At 69.0% G+C, this 17583-nt stretch carries 16 protein-coding genes and 2 pseudogenes; 12 read left to right on the top strand and 6 right to left on the bottom strand.

What is annotated here, in order from left to right; translation table 11 throughout:
* Positions 1-40: 40 nt before the first annotated feature.
* Positions 41-1492, bottom strand: coding sequence for an MFS transporter (locus HOQ08_RS02700; protein ID WP_291191290.1), 1452 nt, complete (start codon positions 1490-1492; stop codon positions 41-43).
* A 158-nt stretch (positions 1493-1650) separates the two neighbouring features.
* Here HOQ08_RS02700 and rnk point away from each other — a divergent pair, with 158 nt between their 5' ends.
* A complete protein-coding gene (gene rnk / locus HOQ08_RS02695; RefSeq protein ID WP_291191240.1) occupies positions 1651-2058 on the top strand; it encodes a nucleoside diphosphate kinase regulator in 408 nt (135 codons plus the stop codon).
* A 7-nt stretch (positions 2059-2065) separates the two neighbouring features.
* Here the strand turns inward: rnk and HOQ08_RS02690 are convergent, their stop codons facing one another.
* Positions 2066-2689 (bottom strand): phosphatase PAP2 family protein, encoded by a 624-nt coding sequence (locus tag HOQ08_RS02690; RefSeq protein WP_291191237.1) that lies wholly within the window; start codon positions 2687-2689, stop codon positions 2066-2068.
* Between the two features lie 115 nt (positions 2690-2804).
* Between HOQ08_RS02690 and ligA the strand changes: the two genes are divergently transcribed.
* The 5 genes and pseudogenes from ligA to HOQ08_RS02665 all read left to right on the top strand — a co-directional run bounded on the left by ligA (position 2805) and on the right by HOQ08_RS02665 (position 8326).
* Positions 2805-5183, top strand: a complete 2379-nt coding sequence (gene ligA, locus HOQ08_RS02685; RefSeq protein ID WP_291191234.1) for an NAD-dependent DNA ligase LigA — start codon at positions 2805-2807, stop codon at positions 5181-5183.
* A pseudogene (locus tag HOQ08_RS15235) lies at positions 5135-5620 on the top strand (endonuclease domain-containing protein); the annotation flags it as partial. The gene ligA and the pseudogene HOQ08_RS15235, both read left to right, overlap by 49 nt.
* A gap of 207 nt (positions 5621-5827) precedes the next feature.
* Positions 5828-6766 (top strand): annotated as a pseudogene (epmA, locus tag HOQ08_RS02675) (EF-P lysine aminoacylase EpmA); the annotation flags it as partial.
* Between the two features lie 70 nt (positions 6767-6836).
* Positions 6837-7001 (top strand): DUF5668 domain-containing protein, encoded by a 165-nt coding sequence (locus HOQ08_RS02670; protein WP_291191231.1) that lies wholly within the window; start codon positions 6837-6839, stop codon positions 6999-7001.
* Complete coding sequence (locus HOQ08_RS02665) at positions 7001-8326, top strand: MFS transporter (protein WP_291191229.1); 1326 nt, start codon at positions 7001-7003, stop codon at positions 8324-8326. The genes HOQ08_RS02670 and HOQ08_RS02665 overlap by 1 nt, the downstream gene beginning before the upstream one ends.
* Positions 8327-8385: 59 nt before the next feature.
* On the opposite strand, the gene HOQ08_RS02660 is transcribed toward HOQ08_RS02665, so the two are convergent.
* Entirely contained in the window at positions 8386-9072 is a 687-nt protein-coding gene (locus HOQ08_RS02660; protein WP_291191226.1) for a DUF2461 domain-containing protein, read from the bottom strand.
* Positions 9073-9147: 75 nt separating this feature from the next.
* On the bottom strand, positions 9148-10584 hold the full coding sequence (sbcB, locus tag HOQ08_RS02655) for an exodeoxyribonuclease I (RefSeq protein ID WP_291191223.1): 1437 nt from the start codon (positions 10582-10584) through the stop codon (positions 9148-9150).
* Positions 10585-10647: 63 nt separating this feature from the next.
* On the opposite strand from sbcB, the gene orn reads away from it, so the two are divergent.
* From orn to HOQ08_RS02635, 4 genes are read left to right on the top strand one after another with little or no spacing between them, the layout of a single operon-like run.
* On the top strand, positions 10648-11208 hold the full coding sequence (orn, locus tag HOQ08_RS02650; RefSeq protein ID WP_291191220.1) for an oligoribonuclease: 561 nt from the start codon (positions 10648-10650) through the stop codon (positions 11206-11208).
* A 7-nt stretch (positions 11209-11215) separates the two neighbouring features.
* On the top strand, positions 11216-12124 hold the full coding sequence (folP, locus tag HOQ08_RS02645) for a dihydropteroate synthase (RefSeq protein WP_291191217.1): 909 nt from the start codon (positions 11216-11218) through the stop codon (positions 12122-12124).
* Between the two features lie 46 nt (positions 12125-12170).
* Positions 12171-13538 (top strand): phosphoglucosamine mutase, encoded by a 1368-nt coding sequence (glmM, locus tag HOQ08_RS02640; RefSeq protein WP_291191214.1) that lies wholly within the window; start codon positions 12171-12173, stop codon positions 13536-13538.
* A complete protein-coding gene (locus HOQ08_RS02635) occupies positions 13535-14467 on the top strand; it encodes a 2-oxoglutarate and iron-dependent oxygenase domain-containing protein (RefSeq protein WP_291191211.1) in 933 nt (310 codons plus the stop codon). Before glmM ends, HOQ08_RS02635 begins: the two co-directional genes overlap by 4 nt.
* Positions 14468-14623: 156 nt before the next feature.
* Here the strand turns inward: HOQ08_RS02635 and HOQ08_RS02630 are convergent, their stop codons facing one another.
* Positions 14624-15298 carry a DUF6445 family protein gene (locus HOQ08_RS02630; RefSeq protein ID WP_291191208.1) on the bottom strand — a complete coding sequence of 225 codons (675 nt, stop codon included), beginning with the start codon at positions 15296-15298 and terminating at the stop codon, positions 14624-14626.
* Between the two features lie 60 nt (positions 15299-15358).
* Positions 15359-16165 carry an SDR family oxidoreductase gene (locus HOQ08_RS02625; RefSeq protein WP_291191205.1) on the bottom strand — a complete coding sequence of 269 codons (807 nt, stop codon included), beginning with the start codon at positions 16163-16165 and terminating at the stop codon, positions 15359-15361.
* A gap of 123 nt (positions 16166-16288) precedes the next feature.
* Here HOQ08_RS02625 and tpiA point away from each other — a divergent pair, with 123 nt between their 5' ends.
* Both tpiA and secG read left to right on the top strand, forming a co-directional pair.
* The gene (gene tpiA / locus HOQ08_RS02620; RefSeq protein ID WP_291191202.1) at positions 16289-17038 is read left to right on the top strand and encodes a triose-phosphate isomerase; all 750 of its coding nucleotides are present in this window, start codon (positions 16289-16291) and stop codon (positions 17036-17038) included.
* 26 nt (positions 17039-17064) lie between these two features.
* Positions 17065-17496 carry a preprotein translocase subunit SecG gene (gene secG, locus HOQ08_RS02615; protein WP_291191199.1) on the top strand — a complete coding sequence of 144 codons (432 nt, stop codon included), beginning with the start codon at positions 17065-17067 and terminating at the stop codon, positions 17494-17496.
* Positions 17497-17583 lie beyond the last annotated feature (87 nt).

Here is a 17583-nt window from a genome sequence, read left to right as displayed (position 1 = left end):
AACGCCCCAAGGTTAGCAGGCGTGAGCGCTGCCTCCCGGCTCAAGCCTCGGCCGCGGCTGGCTGGCGGGCAGGGCGGTCGGCGCCCAGGCGGGCGAACACGCGGCTGGCCGAGGCGGTGACCGCGGCCAGGATCAGCACCGTCCAGCGGAACGCCGCCACGTAGTCGCTATGCGCGTGGCCCTGCAGCAGCGACTCCATCAGCAGCGTGGCCAGCGCGATGCCGAAGCTCATCGACAGGTACTGCGCGGTCGATGCCATCGACGAGGCCATCGAGGCGTGCCTGATGTCCAGGTCGTGGTAGATCAGCGTGTTCATCGCCGTGTTCTGCATGCCGGCGAAGCTGCCGTAGAGGAACACCATCGCCGCGATCAGCCACATCGGCGTGGTGCGTCCGAACAGCGCGAAGGAGGCAAGCAGCAACGCGACCAGCAAGGTATTGCCCAGCAGCAGGCGGCGATAGCCCAGTCGCGCCAGCGCGCGGTTGACCAGCCATTTGGCGCTGATCGAACCCAGCGCCTGCGGCACCATCATCAGGCCGGCCAGCAGCGGCGACCAGCCGCAGCCGACCTGCAGGAACAGCACCAGCAGCAGGAACATGCCGGAGATGCCCAGCCGCGTGAACAGGTTGCCGGCCAGCGCCACCCACACGCTGCGCACCTTCAACAGCGACAGGTCGGCCACCGGAAACGCCGTACGCTGGCTGTGCCAGACGTAGATCACGCCGATAAGCAGGGCCAGCGCGGTGTATTCGCCGATCGGCCCCCAGCGCACGTGCTCGGCACCGAGCAGTTCCGAAGCGGCCAGCAGCAGCGCCGAAGCCGCGCCGAACAGCAGGAAGCCGAGCAGGTCGAAGCGGTTGGCGTGCCGCAGCCGGTACTCGGGCATGTCCTGCTTGTTCATCCACAAACCGGCGATGCCCACCGGCACGTTGATCAGGAAGATCAGCCGCCAGCTGGTGAACTCCACCAGCGCACCGCCCAGCAGTGGCCCGAGCACCGAGCCGAGCAGGCCGAAGGTGGCCACCGTGCTCATCACCCGGACGAACTCGTGCTTGGCGATGCTGCGCACCAGCACGTAGCGGCCCACCGGCATCAACGCCGCGCCGCCCACGCCCTGCATCACGCGCGCGGCCACCAGTTCGGGCAGCGTCTGCGCAATGCCGCAGAACAGCGAGCCCAGGCCGAACACCGCGATGGCGGCGCCGAACACGCGGCGCGTGCCGAAGCGGTCGCACAGCCACGGGCTGGCCGGAATCAGGATGGCTAGGGTCAGCACGTAGCTGGTCAGCGCGCTGCGCATGCCCAGCGGGGTGACGTCCAGCGCGTCGGCCATCGCGGGCACGGCCGTGTTGACGATGGTCGAATCGAGCGCCTGCATGAAGAACGCGGCCGAAACCAGCCAGATCAGGCCGCGGTAGCGCTCCCGCGTGGGGATGTCCGGTATCTCTTCAGTCGCTGGAGGGAGGAGGACGGGAGATACGGCATCGGGCATGCCGTCCATGTTACCCGTTGGGGTGGGTTGCTTTTCCCCTCGGGCGACACCAAAGTCAGAGGGCGTTTCATTCCGAAACGCACGTCACGAGCCCATCACACGCGCTGGAGCGTGCGCGCTCTGGCGCGTGTGCTTTTCGTCCCCAGGAGATCCTTGCCATGCCTCGGCCCGCCATCACGCTGTCCCGCCTGGATGTGGAGCGCATCGAGAGCCTGCTCGACCGGCTGCCGCCGGAGCAGGCACAGCAGCACGCGGCGTTGCGGGCCGAGCTGGATCGGGCCGAACTGAGCGAGCCCAACGCGATGCCGCCGGACGTGGTCACCATGAATTCCACCGTCACCTTCGGCGAAGAGGACACCGGCGAGCGGCTCACCGTGACCCTGGTGTATCCGGGCGCGGCCGGCAAGCCGGGCACGGTGTCGATCCTGGCTCCCGTGGGTAGCGCGCTGCTCGGGCTCGCCTGTGGCCAGGAGATCGACTGGCCGATGCCCGGCAGCCAGTCGCGCCGGCTGCGCGTGCTGGAGATCGCCTACCAGCCCGAGGCCGCGGGCGACCTGCATCGCTGAGGAATCCTCACGGCTTGAAATGGTGCACGAAGCCCACGCTGAAGCCGCCCGGCAGCCAGCCGACGATCAGCGGCGAGTCGCGGCGCGAGGCCCAGATGCCGATGCCGGTGCCGATCGCCGCGCCCACCAGCACGTCGCTCTGCCAGTGGCCGCGCACCTTCATCCGCGCCACCGCGTCGTAGGCCGGCAGCAGGGCCAGGGCATAGACGGCCGGATGATCGCTGCCGTAGTTGGCGATGAACGGGGTCACCGCGGCCGAGATCGCGGCGACCTCGCCACTGGGGAAGCTCTGCGAGTGGCCTTTGAAGAAGCGGTCGGGGTCGTCGGTCTGTGAAGGCCGCTCGCGCCGGAAGGTGTACTTGAGCGCCTCGGTGCTCACGCTGGTGACGACCATGGCATCGACCGAGCGCCAGAACGTGTCGCCCAGCTTGTCCTGGTCGCCGAACGCCAGCGCGCCGACGCCCACCGTGACGATGGTGCCGTACAGCAGCGCGTTCTGGTCATTGCGATTCCAGATGCCGCGGTTGTCGTAATGCAGGCGGTGATCGATGCCGAACGGGCCGCCGCCGGCGCAGGCCGTGCTGGAAACAGCCAGGGCGAGCAGGCAGGAACAGATCCGCGACAGGCGCATGGCGCACCTCCGGGGCGGCCCCGCGCCGCCCGCCACCGGCACGCTAGCGCGGCGGCCTTTCGGTTCCCTTAGCCGCGGCCTGCCGGCGCGGAGGGCGTGTCGCTAAACTCCCGCCATGCACCCGACTCCTTCCCCATGGCACATCCGCGCCGCCGAGCTGCGCGAGCGCATCGAACTGGCCAACTACCGCTATCACGTGCTCGACGACCCGGACATCACCGATGCCGAGTACGACCGCCTGATGCGCGAACTGGAAGCGCTGGAAGAAGCGCATCCCGAACTGGCCAGGATCGATTCGCCGACCCGCCGCGTCGGCGCTCGTGCGCACGGCGGCTTCGCAGAGGTGCGCCATGCGCTGCCCATGCTCTCGCTGGCCAATGCCTTCGAGCAGGACGGCGACGGCGAACGCGAGCGCTTCCGCGAGATCGCCGAGTTCGAGCGCCGCATCGAGCAGACGCTGGACCGGCGCGAGCCCACCTTCTCGGTCGAACCCAAGCTCGACGGCCTGGCGATCAGCCTGCGCTACGAGCAGGGCATGTTCGTGCAGGGCGCCACCCGCGGCGATGGCGAGACCGGCGAGGATGTCACCGCCAACCTGCGCACGGTGCGCGCGATCCCGCTCAGGCTGCGCGGCACAAGTTGGCCTGCGGTGCTGGAGGTGCGTGGCGAGGTGATCATGCTGCGCAGGGACTTCGAGGCCTTCAACGACTATGCCCGCACGCACGGCGAGAAACCGCTGGCCAATCCGCGCAACGGCGCGGCCGGCTCGCTGCGCCAGCTCGATCCGGCGGTCACCGCGAGGCGGCGGCTGAGCTTCTTCGCCTATGCGGTCGGCGTGGTCGAGGGCGGCGAGCTGCCGCCGACGCATTCAAGGACGCTGGCCAGGCTGCGTGAATGGGGCTTCCCGATCTCGCCGGAAGCCGACGTGGCGCACGGCTTCGACGGGCTGATCGCCTACTACCGGCGCATCGGCGCCCGCCGCGACGCCTTGCCCTACGACATCGACGGCGTGGTCTACAAGCTGGACGATTACGTGGGGCAGCGCGAAATGGGCTTCGTCTCGCGCGCGCCGCGCTGGGCGATCGCGCACAAGTTCCCGGCGCAGGAGCAGAGCACCGCGGTCGAGGCGATCGAGATCCAGATCGGCCGCACCGGCGCGGCCACGCCGGTGGCGCGGCTCAAGCCGGTGCAGGTGGCTGGCGTCACCGTGACCAATGCCACGCTGCACAACGCCGACCAGATCGCGCGGCTGGACGTGCGCGTGGGCGACACGGTGATCGTGCGCCGCGCCGGCGACGTGATCCCTGAGGTTGTGCGCGTGCAGCCGGAGCTTCGACCGGCCGGTACCCGGCCATGGAACATGCCGGCGCAGTGCCCGGTGTGCGGCTCGGCATTGATGCGGGAGGAGGGCGAAGCGGCCTGGCGCTGCAGCGGTGGGCTGGTCTGCGCGGCGCAACGCAAGGAGGCGTTGATCCATTTCGCCTCGCGGCGGGCGATGGACATCGAAGGCCTTGGCACGCGCTTCGTGGATGCGCTGGTCGAGCTGGACTACGTGCGCACGCCGGCGGACATCTACGGGCTGACCGTCGAGCGCTTCGTCGAGATGAAACGGGCGATCGACGAGCGCGAGGGCACCACCCCCGAAACGGTCAAGGCGGGCAAGATCGCCACCCGCTGGGCCGAGAACCTGGTCGCCGGCATCGACTCAAGCCGCCGCACCACCTTGCCGCGTTTCCTGTTCGCGCTGGGCATCATGCACATCGGCGAAAGCACGGCGAAGACGCTGGCGACGTGGCTGGGCAGCCTGGAGCAGGTGCGCAACACGCCTGCGCCGGTGCTGCGGACGCTGCCGGACATCGGCGACGAAGTCGCTTCGTCCATCGCCGGCTTCTTCGCGCAGGAAGGCAACCAGCGCGTGGTCGATGCATTGCTCGGCGCCGGCATCGCATTCACCGACGAGGCGCCGCCCTCGCCGCGCCTGCGCGACAAGCTGGGCCTGTCCGTATTGCTCGATCACGCGAAGGTGCGCGACCTTGGCCCCAAGCGCACCCGCCAGCTGGTGGAGCACTTCCCCACGCTGGAGCGCCTGCTCGATGCCGGCCCCGCTCACTGGATCACGGCCGGCCTGCCGCAGGTGGCGGCGTCCAACCTCGAAGCCTTCCTCGCCGAACCTGCGAACCTGGCTGCCCTGCGCGAGGCGGAGGCGGCGACCCGTCGCCTCCTCGCCGCCATGCCGAAGGCCGAGGCCGGCGCCGCGCCGCTCGAAGGCCAGACCGTGGTGCTCACCGGCACGCTGCCGACGCTGGGCCGCGAGGAAGCCAAGCAGCGGTTGGAGGCACTGGGCGCCAAGGTCGCCGGCTCGGTATCGAAGAAGACCTCGTTCGTGGTGGCGGGCGAGGCGGCGGGGTCCAAGCTCGACAAGGCACAGGAGCTCGGCGTGCCGGTATGGGACGAGGGGCAGTTGCTGGCGTTGCTGGCGGAGCACGAGGGGTGAGAAGCAAAGGCCTCCTCCTCTCCCCGGCTGTCTCGCCCGGCGTGGCCGGGGGAGAGGGAGTCTCGAGCTTGCGCGCCGTAGCTCCCTCTCCCCCGGCGCAGCCGGTGGAGAGGCCTTTCAACCAAGGAGAAGAGGCGATGGATCGCGCCGAACCACTGCGCCGCAGCCAGACCGATGCAGAGGCCAAGCTCTGGTCGCATCTGCGCGCAGTACAACTGGGCGCCAAGTTCCGCCGCCAGCACCCGGTCGCCGGGTACTACGCGGACTTCTGCTGCGTGGAACACCAACTGATCGTGGAGCTCGACGGTGGCCAGCATGGCGAACAGCAGGCTTACGACGCCCGTCGAACCCAAATGCTAGAGCGGGCCGGGTTCAAAGTCCTGCGCTTCTGGAGCGACGAGGTGCTGCTGCGCACGGGCGATGTGCTCGAAGCGATCGTCCAGGTCCTGGGCGAAAGGCCTTCCCCTCTCCCCAACCCTCTCCCCCGGCGTCGCCGGGGGAGAGGGAGCCAGGCAAGCCCGCCGCAGCCTTCCGACTCGTTCTCCGCAAACTCGCTCCAGCCTTCCAACTCGCGGCAGCCTTCCAGCCCCCTTCCCCTCCGCACGGCGGGGGGAGAGGGGTGGGGAGAGGGGGAGGCCTTTGCCTCGGCCCTGCGCCTGCGCGCCGACGTCTATCGCCTGATCCGCTCCTTCTTCGCCGACCGCAACGTGCTGGAGGTGGAAACCCCCATCCTCTCCGCCGCCGGCAACACCGACCCCAACATCGAAAGCTTCACTACCGCCTTCAGCGGCCACGTCGATGCGGGTGCACGCGAGCGCTGGCTGCGCACCTCGCCCGAGTTTCCGCTCAAGCGACTGCTGGCCGCGGGCGTGGGCGACTGCTACGAGCTGGGTCGCGTGTTCCGCAACGGCGAAGCGGGCGGGCGGCACAATCCCGAATTCACCATGCTGGAGTGGTACCGGTTGGGCTGGGATCACCGGCAGCTGGCGGAGGAGGTGGTGGCACTGGTGCAGGCCACGCTGGCGCTGCTCGGTCGCCAGGCGGAAGTGCAGGCAACCAGCTACCGTGGCATCTTCCTCGATGGCTTGGGCCTCGATCCCTTTACCGCGCCGTTGGAATCGCTGCAGCAGGCGCTGGCCGGATCGAATGTCGACCCCGCAGGCCTGACCCGCGACGACTGGCTGGACCTGCTGATCACCCACCGCATGCAGCCAGCCTTCCCGCGCGACCGCATCACCGTGATCCACGACTACCCGGCCAGCCAGTGCGCGCTTGCCCGCATCCGCCCGGACGACCCGCCGGTGGCCGAACGCTTCGAGCTCTACCTGGGCCCCTACGAACTGGCCAACGGCTACCACGAACTCAACGACGCCGCCGAGCAGCGCGGTCGCTTCGACCGCGACAACGCCGTGCGGCGCGCCCGCGGCCTGCGCGAGGTGCCGATCGACGAGCGGCTGCTGGCTGTGCTCGACGCCCTGCCGGCCTGCGCCGGCGTCGCGCTGGGCGTCGAGCGGCTGCTGATGTGCCTGGCCGGCACGGATGGCATCGCCGACGTGCTCGCGTTCCCCTTTGCCGAGGCCTGAACTGGCCGGCATTGACGCTGCGCCCGCACCTGCGCACAGTGGCCGCTTCCTGTCCCGCGAGAAGCCACCCATGCGTCCGAACGTGCCCGGCGTCCTCCTGATCGTGATCGGCCTGCTGTTCCTGCTGCGCAATTTCGGTTTCGACCTGCACCTGGGCCAGTTGCTGGCTACCTGGTGGCCGCTGGCGGTGATCGCGGTCGGCGTGAGCATGCTGTTCAAGGGCAAGCGGTCCTGATGGCGGCCGCGGCTGGCTCGCCAGTGGGTACCGCGGCGCTTTCCGCGGACCTCGCCCGACCGCTGAACCGCTCGGACGCGCGCACGCTGGCCTTGGCCGCATTGGGCGGAGCGCTCGAGTTCTACGACTTCGTGGTGTTCGTATTCTTCGCCCTGCCGCTCAGCCAGTTGTTCTTCCCTCCGGACAGCGCGCCGTGGCTGGCCCAGCTGAAGGTCTACGGCATCTTTGCCGCCGGTTACCTGGCCCGGCCGCTGGGCGGCATCGTGATGGCGCATTACGGCGACAAGCTGGGGCGCAAGCGCATGTTCACCCTGAGCGTGTTCCTGATGGCGTTGCCGACGCTGGGCATTGGCCTGCTGCCGGTGTATGCGCAAGTCGGCATGCTGGCGCCGCTGCTGCTGTTGCTGCTGCGGATCGTGCAAGGCATCGCGGTAGGCGGCGAGGTTCCCGGCGCGTGGGTGTTCGTGGCCGAGCACGTGCCGCCCCGGCGGATCGGCTTCGCCTGCGCCAGCCTGACCTCGGGCCTGACCGTAGGCATCCTGCTCGGTTCGCTGGTGGCGGCGTGGATCAGCCGCGCGCTGGCGCCGGCAGCATTGCTGGACCACGGCTGGCGGCTGCCGTTCCTGCTCGGCGGCGTGTTCGGCCTGCTTGCCGTATGGCTGCGCCGCTGGCTTAGCGAGACGCCGGTGTTCGAGGCGATGCACGCACGGCGCGAGCTGGTCGCCGGCTTGCCGCTGGCGCAGGTGGCGGCGCGGCACCGGCCGGCGGTGTTGCTGTCGATGCTGGTCACCTGGATGCTCACCGCGGCGGTGGTGGTGCTGATCCTGATGACGCCTTCGCTGGTGCAGTCGGCCTTCCACGTGACGCCGGCGCGGGCGTTCCTGGGCAACAACCTCGCCTCGGCCGCGCTGGCCGCCGGTTGCCTGTGCTACGGCATCCTGTCCGATCGCATCGGCCCGGCACGGACGCTGCTGGCGGGCGCGGCCGGGTTGTTGCTGGCCGGCTATGCGCTGTATCTGGACCTCGCTGCCGGCGGCGCGCATTTCATCGCGCTGTACGCACTGGCGGGTCTGGCGGTGGGCGTGGTCGGCGTGGTGCCGGTGCTGATGGTGGAGGCGTTCCCGCCGGCGGTGCGCTTCTCGGGACTGTCGGCCTCGTACAACCTCGCCTATGCATTGTTCGGCGGACTGACGCCACCGTTGATCGGCCTGCTTATGAGGCGCTTCGGCGTCCTTGCGCCGGCACACTACGTGGCGGCGACCGCGGTGTTGGGCATGGCGGTGGCGTGCGTGCTGCTGCGTCGCCGGCGTTTCCCGGCCATGTAGGGTGGGGGTCAGTCCACCCGCATCGTTGGCCGAAGCCCACCTGCGAGCAGCTCGCTGGGCTAGAACTCCAGCTCCTGCGCGGCGCAGAGATAGTCGATCATCGGTGCCACCCGCCGGAAGCTCTCCACTGCCCACGGCAGCAGCTCGGACGAGCAGGCGAAGGCGTCGTCGAAGTTCTCGCCGGCGGCGAAACTCTTGCGCTTGAGATCCTCGATCAGTTCGTGGTCCGGGTCGAAGCCGCGCGGCGGGCGGCTGAGGCTTTCGCCCCACAGGCTCAGCCGTTCGCGGAAGGCCTTGGTCTGCGTAGCGCGCTTCCAGGCTTCCGGGTTGTCGGCGAGGAAGCCGCGGATGTTCTTCAGCGTATCCGGCTCGGGGTGCCACATGCCGCCGCCGGCGAAGCAGTCGCCCGGCTCGATGTGCAGGTAGAACGAGGGCGCCGGGATCTCGTGGCGGCGTGCGTGGAAGAAGCGCGAGCCTTGCCAGGTCTTGTACGGCAGCTTGTTGCTGGAGAAGCGGGTGTCGCGGTGGATGCGGAACAGCGAGCCGCCGGTCTTGCGCGCATCGGCGCGGTAATGTGGGCTGATCGAAGCCAGCGGCGCGGCCATGTCGGCGATCAGCGCGAGGAACGGTTCGCGCACGTGGCGCTCGTAGTCGGCCTTGTGCGCGGCGAACCATTCGCGGCTGTTGTTGCGGCCGAGCGCGCGGAGAAAGCGGAAGGTGGCGGGAGTGAAGTAGGCGCTGTGCATCCTGCGATTATCTCCGCAGGACCGGTCGCGGGCGATGGTCTCCTCCCGCCCGCCGCGAGCATCGCTTGCCAGAGGTCAGGCCAGCAGCGGCACCGGCGCCAGTTCGTGGCCCCAGGCTTCGAGCTGGTCCAGCAGGGCGGTCCGGTCCGGCCGCTCCTGGCGCAGCATGGCGATGCGCGCGAAGTAGTCCTCCAGCGTGCGCGCGGTGAGCGCGGTCGGCCGGGTCAGGCGCGCCTGCCGGAAGGCTTCCCAGCGGGCCTGTTCGTCCGCGTCAAGCGACTGCGGCCAGTTGCGCGCGCGGTAGCGGAACAGGAGTTCCGGATAGCGCGGGTCGCGGAAGGGGAAGCCGCGCCGGCCCAATTGCTCCGGCGGCGTGGCGCGCACTTCGGCCAGCAGGCGCTTGTCGGCATCGGGGAGGAAGCCGCCGTACAGGGCCAGCTCCGGGTCCTCCGGCGGCGCGAGTTCGGCGGCATGGGCGAACACGCGGCGCAACTTGTCCGCCAGGCCAGCGGCGCCGCGCAGCAGGGCGTGGTGGCGCATGCAGCGCTCCAGGTCGAGCTTCAACCGGGTGTGGTCCACGTCCTTCAACACCGACAGCGGCGCCAGCGCGGGCGCGCGGTTGGCGCGCACGGTGCGCAGCGGGATGCGTTCGATGCCCTCGGGGAGGTCGGCGCGCGCGGTGAAGATGCGGTCGGCGATGTCGTCCTCGTCGAGGTCGAGCCAGAGCGCCGGGTCGGTGTCGAGGTCGTAGACGATCACCTCGCCGGGCCGCGACGGGTGCGGCGCCAGTGGCGCGATCACCGCCAGGCAATGGCGGCTGGCCGGGTAGCGCGAGGACACGTGCACCAGCGGCGTCATGCCGACCACGTCCAGCAGGCCGAACACCTTCTGCTTGCGGCGCAGTTCGAAGTGCCAGTCCCACAGCCGCGGCTGGCGCACGCGGATCAGCCGCGCCAGGTCGATCAGCGCGTGCACGTCGGAGAGCGCGTCGTGTGCGCGCTCCTGCCTGAGGTGGTTGGCGGCCGCCAGGTGTTCGAGCCTGAAGCTGGGCGTGCCGTCCTCGCGGCTCGGCCACACGATGCCTTCGGGACGCAGCGCCTGGCACATGCGTACCAGGTCGATCAGGTCCCAGCGCGAGTTGCCGTTCTCCCACTCGCGCGCGTAGGGATCGTAGAAGTTGCGGTACAGCAGTTGGCGGGTGAACTCGTCGTCGAAGCGCAGCGAGTTGTAGCCCACGCCGCAGGTGCCAGGCTGTGCGAACTGTTCGTGCACGCGGGCGGCGAACTCGGCTTCGCAAACGCCTTCCAGCTCGGCCTGTTGCGGCGCAATACCGGTGATCAGGCAGGCATCCGGGTCCGGCGGCGCGTCGCGCGGCGGGCGGCAGAAGAACATCACGGGCTCGCCGACGATCTCCAGTTCCGCGGTGGTGCGGATGCCGGCGAACTGCGAGGGCCGGTCGCGCCGCGTATCGGCGCCGAAGGTTTCGTAGTCGTGCCAGAGGAAGGTCTGCATGGCCCCGATGATCGCATGGCGCCGTGCCAGGCTGCGCTAGACTGCGCCCTCCAAGGAGGATGCATGAGCCACTTGAACGACGACAACCTGATCTGGATCGATCTGGAGATGACCGGCCTGGATACGGATACCGATTCGATCCTGGAGATCGCCACCATCGTGACAGACAGGGACCTCCATGTGCTGGCCGAAGGGCCGGTTTTCGCGGTCCGCCACGAGCTCGACCGGCTGGAGTCGATGGACAGCTGGAACCGCAACCAGCATCGCAAGTCGGGCCTGTGGCAGCAGGTGCTCGAATCGACTACCGACCACACCCAGGCCGAGCAGGCCACGCTGGACTTCCTCAAGGATTGGACGCCCGCAGGCAAGTCGCCCATGTGCGGCAACTCGATCTGCCAGGACCGCCGCTTCCTGCACCGGCAGATGCCGCGGCTGGAACGCCATTTCCACTACCGCAACCTGGACGTCTCCACGCTCAAGGAACTGGCGCGGCGCTGGTCGCCCGCGGTCGCCCGCGGCCTGAGCAAGGAATCGGCGCACACGGCGCTCTCCGACATCCGCGATTCGATCGACGAGCTGCGCTATTACCGCCTGCACATGGGCGCGCTGGGCGGGCAGGGCTGAAACGCCGATGTTCGATCAAGCTTTTGCCACCGTGCTCGACTGCGCCGGCCGCCCTTTGGTCCTGGATCGCCCGCGCGTGGTCGGCATCCTCAACGTGACGCCTGATTCGTTTTCCGACGGTGGCGCTTACGCCTCCGTCGAGGCGGCCGTGGCGCACGGCCTGGCGATGGCGGAGCAGGGTGCCGACATGCTCGACGTAGGGGGCGAGTCGACCCGACCCGGTGCGGCGGAGGTGCCGGCCGAGGAGGAGTTGCGCCGCGTCGTGCCGGTCATCGAACAACTGGCTGCGCGCACCGCGCTGCCGATCGCCATCGACACCTCCAAGCCCGAAGTGATGCGCGCTGCGGTGGCCGCCGGCGCCGGCATGATCAACGACGTCTATGCGCTGCGCCGCGAAGGCGCCCTGGACGTCGCCGCCGAACTGCGCGTGCCGGTGTGCCTGATGCACATGCAGGGCGAGCCGCGCGGCATGCAGGACGATCCGCACTACGACGACGTGGTGGGCGAAGTGCACCGTTTCCTTGCCGACCGCCTGTTCGCCTGCGAGCTGGCCGGCATCGACAAGCGGCGCGTGCTGGTCGACCCGGGCTTCGGCTTCGGCAAGACGCTGGAGCACAACCTGGCGCTGCTGCGTGCGCTGGAGCGCTTCGCCGGGCTGGGCGCAGGCGTCTACGTGGGTTTGTCTCGCAAGTCGATGATCGGCACGCTCACCGGCCGGCCTGCGGGCGAGGCGCGCGCCGCCGGTTCGGCCGCAGCGGCGCTGATCGCGGTACAGCGAGGCGCGCGCATGGTGCGTGTACATGACGTCGCCGCCACCGTCGACGCCCTGGCGGTCTGGCATGCCGTGCATGAAGGAGATGCCGCTCCGAAGCGTGACGTGCGTCCGGCAACTCCACGCTGGCCCGACGAAGACTGAGATACACAGGTGCGCCCGCCCCGTGGCGTCACCGCTAGGAACGATGATGAGCACACGAAAATACTTCGGTACCGACGGCATCCGCGGGCTGGTCGGGCAATGGCCGATCAGCGCCGATTTCATGCTGCGCCTCGGTCGCGCGGCCGGTGCCGTGCTTGCCCGCGAGTCGACGCGCAAGCCGCTGGTGCTGATCGGCAAGGACACCCGCGTTTCCGGCTACATGTTCGAGTCGGCGCTGGAGGCCGGCCTGGTCGCCGCCGGCGTGGACGTGGGCCTGCTCGGGCCGATGCCGACGCCCGCCGTGGCCTTCCTTACGCGATCCATGCGCGCGGCGGCCGGCGTGGTGATCAGCGCTTCGCACAATCCGCATCACGACAACGGCATCAAGTTCTTCTCGGCCCAGGGCGAGAAACTTTCCGACGAGATCGAGGCGGCGATCGAGGAGGAAATCGATGCCCCGTTCGCCACCGTGCCTTCCGAGCAACTGGGCAAGGCCACGCGCGTGGCCGATGCCGTCGCGCGCTATGCCGAATACTGCAAGGCGACGGTGCCGGAAGAGTTCACCCTGCGCGGCACGAAGATCGTGCTGGACTGCGCGCACGGGGCCACCTACCAGGTGGCACCCAAGGTGTTCGCCGAGCTCGGCGCCGACGTCACCGCGATCGGCGACAAGCCCGACGGCTTCAACATCAACCGCAACGTGGGTTCGACCCATCCGCAGGCCCTGCAGCAGGCGGTGCTGGCGCAGAGCGCCGACATCGGCATCGCCTTCGACGGCGACGGCGACCGCCTGATCCTAGTCGACCGCAACGGCACCATCGCCGACGGCGACGACATCCTCTACGTGCTGGCGCGCAGCCTGTTCGCGCGCGGCTGCCTGCATGGGCCGGTGGTCGGCACGTTGATGAGCAACTACGGGCTGGAGCAGGCCCTGGCCGAGCTGGAAGTGCCGCTGATCCGCGCCAACGTGGGCGACCGCTACGTGCTGCAGCAGCTCAAGGCCCACGGCGGCATGCTGGGCGGCGAGACTTCCGGCCACATCCTCTGCCTGGATCGCGCCACCACCGGCGACGGCATTATCGCCGCGCTGGCCGTGCTGGAGACGCTGGCCGCATCGGACCAGGACCTCGCGCTGGCCCGTCGTGGCCTGCAGAAGCTGCCGCAGGTGATGGTCAACGTGCGCGCCCAGGGCGCGCGCGAGGCACTGGGGAGCGACACGGTGCGCCATGCGCTGACCGAAGTGGAGCGCACCCTGCAGGGCCGGGGGCGCGTGGTGTTGCGTGCGTCGGGCACCGAACCGGTGGTGCGCGTCACCATCGAAGGCGCCGATGCGGGCGAGGTGCAGCAGTTGGCCGGCTGGCTGGCCGAGGCCGTAAAATCCGCCGCGCACGTGCACATGACGGAAAATCCATGAAGCAAGTCCCCACGCTCGACATCCGCCGCTACGACACCGACCGCGACGCGTTCGTCGCCGAACTCGGCGCCGCCTACCGCCAGTTCGGCTTCTGCTGCATCAGCGGGCACGGCATCGCGCGGGAGCTGATCGACGGTGCCTACCAGGCGTTCGAGCAGTTCTTCGCGCTGCCGACCGAAACCAAGATGAAGTACCACGTGCCCGGCTCCGGTGGTGCACGCGGCTACACGCCGTTCAAGGTGGAAACGGCCAAGGACAGCCGCTATCCGGACTTGAAAGAGTTCTGGCACGTAGGCCGCGAGATCCCGCGCGATTCCAGGTTCGCCGACGTGATGCCGCCCAACCTGTGGCCCGCGGAAGTGCCACAGTTCAAGCCCTGCGGCTACGGCCTGTACGAGGCGCTGGACCTGCTCGGCACCCGCGTGCTGCGCGCGCTGGCGCTGCACATCGGCCTGCCCGAGCGCTACTTCGAGGACAAGACCGACCAGGGCAATTCGATCCTGCGCCCGATCCACTATCCGCCGATCATCCAGGAAAACATTCCCAACGTCCGCGCGGGTGCGCACGAGGACATCAACTTCATCACCCTGCTGGTCGGCGCCAGCGCCGAGGGCCTGGAAGTGCTGAGCGAGGGCGAGTGGCTGCCGATCACCACCGAGGGCGACGCCATCGTGGTCAACATCGGCGACATGCTGCAGCGGCTGACCAACCACGTGTACCCGTCCACCTCGCACCGCGTGGTCAACCCGCAGAACGAGAACGCGCGCAAGCCTCGCTACTCGGTGCCGTTCTTCCTGCACCCCAATCCCGACGTGGCGCTCGACCCGCTGCCCGAGTGCGTGACGCCGGACAACCCCAGCCGCTACGACAACTCGCTGACCTCGCACGAGTACCTGATGCAGCGGCTGCGCGAAATCAAGCTGATCTAGGGGCTTTGGTCCTTCTTCCCCCCGGGAGGGGGACTGGGATGAGAGGCTGGCGCTCCCTCGAAGGAGTTGTCTCTTGCGGAAATGAGGGGGCGGGGCGCGGAGGAAGCGGACCTCCTTCGCCATGCACTGCTGGACGAAGCCTATCCTGCGTGCCCCTCAGGCCATCCAGAAAAACACCGCCGTCATGCGCTTGCTGGCCATGTCTTCCAGTCCCCAGTAGGCGCTGGCGCTGTGGATGAGGTTGGCCTTGTAGAGCAGCAGCCGGTTGAAGCGGTGTGCCACGCGCACGTCTTCGGCAAAGGCGTCCGGTTGCACGAAGCGGTTGCCCAGCGCATCGACCAGGTTGCGGTAGGGCGGCGCCACCATGTTCCCGCCGAGCTGGCCGCCGGGCATGCGCTGGCGGAAGAAGCTGGTGCCGCAGCTCTCCGGTACCGTCGGATTGAGATAGAGCACCGCCGCGTATCGGCAGAGATTGAGCGAATCGGTGTGCGGCTTGAGCGCACCCTCGACCGCACCGACTATCTGCACGCAGTTGTGGTTGAGCTTCTGGCCGGCATCGGTTTGGCCGAGCCAGAGCTTCTTCGCGCCGGTGGCCTCCCGCACCTTGCCCTCGATGAAAGCCAGTTCGTCCTCAAGCAATGCCGGCGATGCGCGCATGCCGGGCCAGGCTTCGCCCGTGGTCGGGAAGCCATACTCCCAGTCGCTCTTCGCGAGGCAGCGTTCGCGCACCGCCAGCGGGCCGGGCAAGGCATCGTCCAGCACCCAGTAGTCGCGGCCCTCGGTGGGCTTGCGATACGGCAATGGGCGCATCTGGGTCGGGAACAGGCTCATGGCGGACTCGCGGCAGCTGGCCGGCCACGTTAGCGCAGTTGGCGAGGCCACGCAGGCCGTTCAATCGAGCTGGCGGTAGCGCTTCGATTCGCGTGCCGAGAGCCGCAGGGCAAGCCGGTCGGGCAGCAGCTTGGCCAGCGCCTTGATCGTCCGGTTCACTCGTCCGGTGACATGCACCACCTCGCCACGCTCCACGGCCTCGATGCCTTCGCGCACGACGGTTCCGGCGTCCTGCCACATGAACCGCGGCAGCTTGCCGACCAATGCCCGGGTGCCGGTGACGTCGTGGAACTCCGAATACGTGAAGCCCGGGCACAACGCGCACACGTGCACGCCCAGGTGGCGGTTCTCCAGCGCCAGCGATTGCGAGAACTTGATCAAGTACGCCTTGCTCGCCGCATACAGTGTGTGCCCGGCCGAACCGGGCACGTGGCCCGCCAGCGACGCCACGTTGATGATGCGGCCGCAGCCGCGCGCGCGCATGCCGGGCAACAGCCGCCAAGCCAGTTCGGTCGGCGCAGTGAGCAGCACCTGCAGGAAGTCCGCATGCGTGGCCCAGTCGCTGGCCTCGAACGTTCCGGGCACCCCGTAGCCGGCGTTGTTGACCAGCCAGTCCACCGCCAGTCCCTCGCACTGCAGGGCCTCGACCAGCCGGCCGGGTGCTGCCGGGTCCGCCAGATCGGCAGGCATCACGTGAACGTGCGCGCCATGGCGCTCGTGTATTTCGGCGGCCAGCGCCTGCAGGCGCCCGGCACGCCGCGCGACCAGCACCAGGTCATGCCCGCGTGCGGCGAGCTCCTGCGCGAAGGCGGCGCCGATGCCCGCCGAGGCGCCGGTGACCAGGCTGAGCGGACGTTCGGAGGGCATCGATCCAGATCCATGCGGGTGGGTGAACCCGCATCATGGCCGAGCGGCCCGGTGACGGCCAGCATCCGTTTGCCGGCCTGTGGAGCGGTCGCTATCCTTGCCGCTTTTCACCGGATGGAAGGCATGCGCAGGAAACTCATCGCCGGCAACTGGAAGATGCACGGCAGCCGCTCGATGGCTGCAGCCCTGCTCGACGACATTGCAGCGCAGCGTCCGCGGGACGCCGACGTGCTGGTGTTCCCGCCGTTTCCCTATCTCGTGGAACTGGCTTCGCGCCACGGCGCCAACGGCATCGGCTTCGGTGGCCAGGACGTCAGCGAGCATGAGGGGCAGGGCGCCTACACCGGCGAGGTTTCCGCTGCCATGCTGGCGGACGTGGGCGCACAGTGGGCGCTGGTCGGCCACTCCGAGCGTCGCCAGTACCACCGCGAGAGCGACGGACTGGTGGCGCGCAAGTTCGCCGCCGCCTGCGCCGCCGGCCTGACGCCGATCCTGTGCATTGGCGAGACGCTGGAAGAGCGCCAGGCCGGGCAGACTGAAGCGGTGCTCGCGCGCCAGCTCGGCGCCGTGCTCGCCGGTTCCGGCATTGCCCCGTTCTATACCGCTGTCATCGCCTATGAGCCCGTATGGGCGATCGGCACCGGACACACTGCCACGCCCGAGCAGGCCCAGCAGGCACACGCGTTCATTCGTAGCCAACTGGAAAGGGAAGATGCTATGATTGCCCGTCTGACCCGGCTGCTTTACGGCGGCAGCGTCAAGGCGGCAAACGCCGCGGCATTGTTCGCGCAGCCGGACGTGGATGGGGGCCTGATCGGCGGAGCTTCGCTCACCGCCGGCGATTTCCTCGGCATCTGCGCCGCGGCGCACTGAAGCCCTACGGACTCCTAAAGAACAACATGTTTGTCATCTTCAGCGTCTTCTACATCCTGATCGCGGCGGCGATGATCGTGCTGATCCTGATGCAGCGCGGCGCCGGTGCCGACGCAGGCTCCGGTTTCGGCGGCGGTGCGTCGGCGACGGTCTTCGGCGCGCGCGGTTCGGCCAGCTTCCTCACCCGCGCCACCGCGGCGCTGGCGACGCTGTTCTTCCTGCTCAGCTTGGGCATGGGCATCTATCTCAGCCGCAACGGTGCGCCGCAGACCGCGCAGCCGGATCTGGGCGTGATGTCCGGTCTTGCCAACAAGCCCGCGCCCGCCCAGAATGCGCAGCCCGCGGCGCCCGCCCGCACCGACGTGCCGCAGGCGCCGGCCAAGGCGACCAGCGACGTGCCGGCCGCCGGCGCTCCCGCGAAGTCGGACGTTCCCGCGCCGGCGGGTTCGTCGAAGTAAAAGCAACACACCTGCCCAGGTGGCGGAATTGGTAGACGCACTACCTTGAGGTGGTAGCGCCGAGAGGCGTGGGGGTTCGAGTCCCCC

Origin of the sequence: Frateuria sp., assembly GCF_013362045.1 — a bacterium.
GTDB lineage: Bacteria > Pseudomonadota > Gammaproteobacteria > Xanthomonadales > Rhodanobacteraceae > Frateuria_A.
The sequence above is the reverse complement of the archived record's forward strand: the minus strand, read 5'-3'. Positions and strand labels throughout refer to the sequence as shown.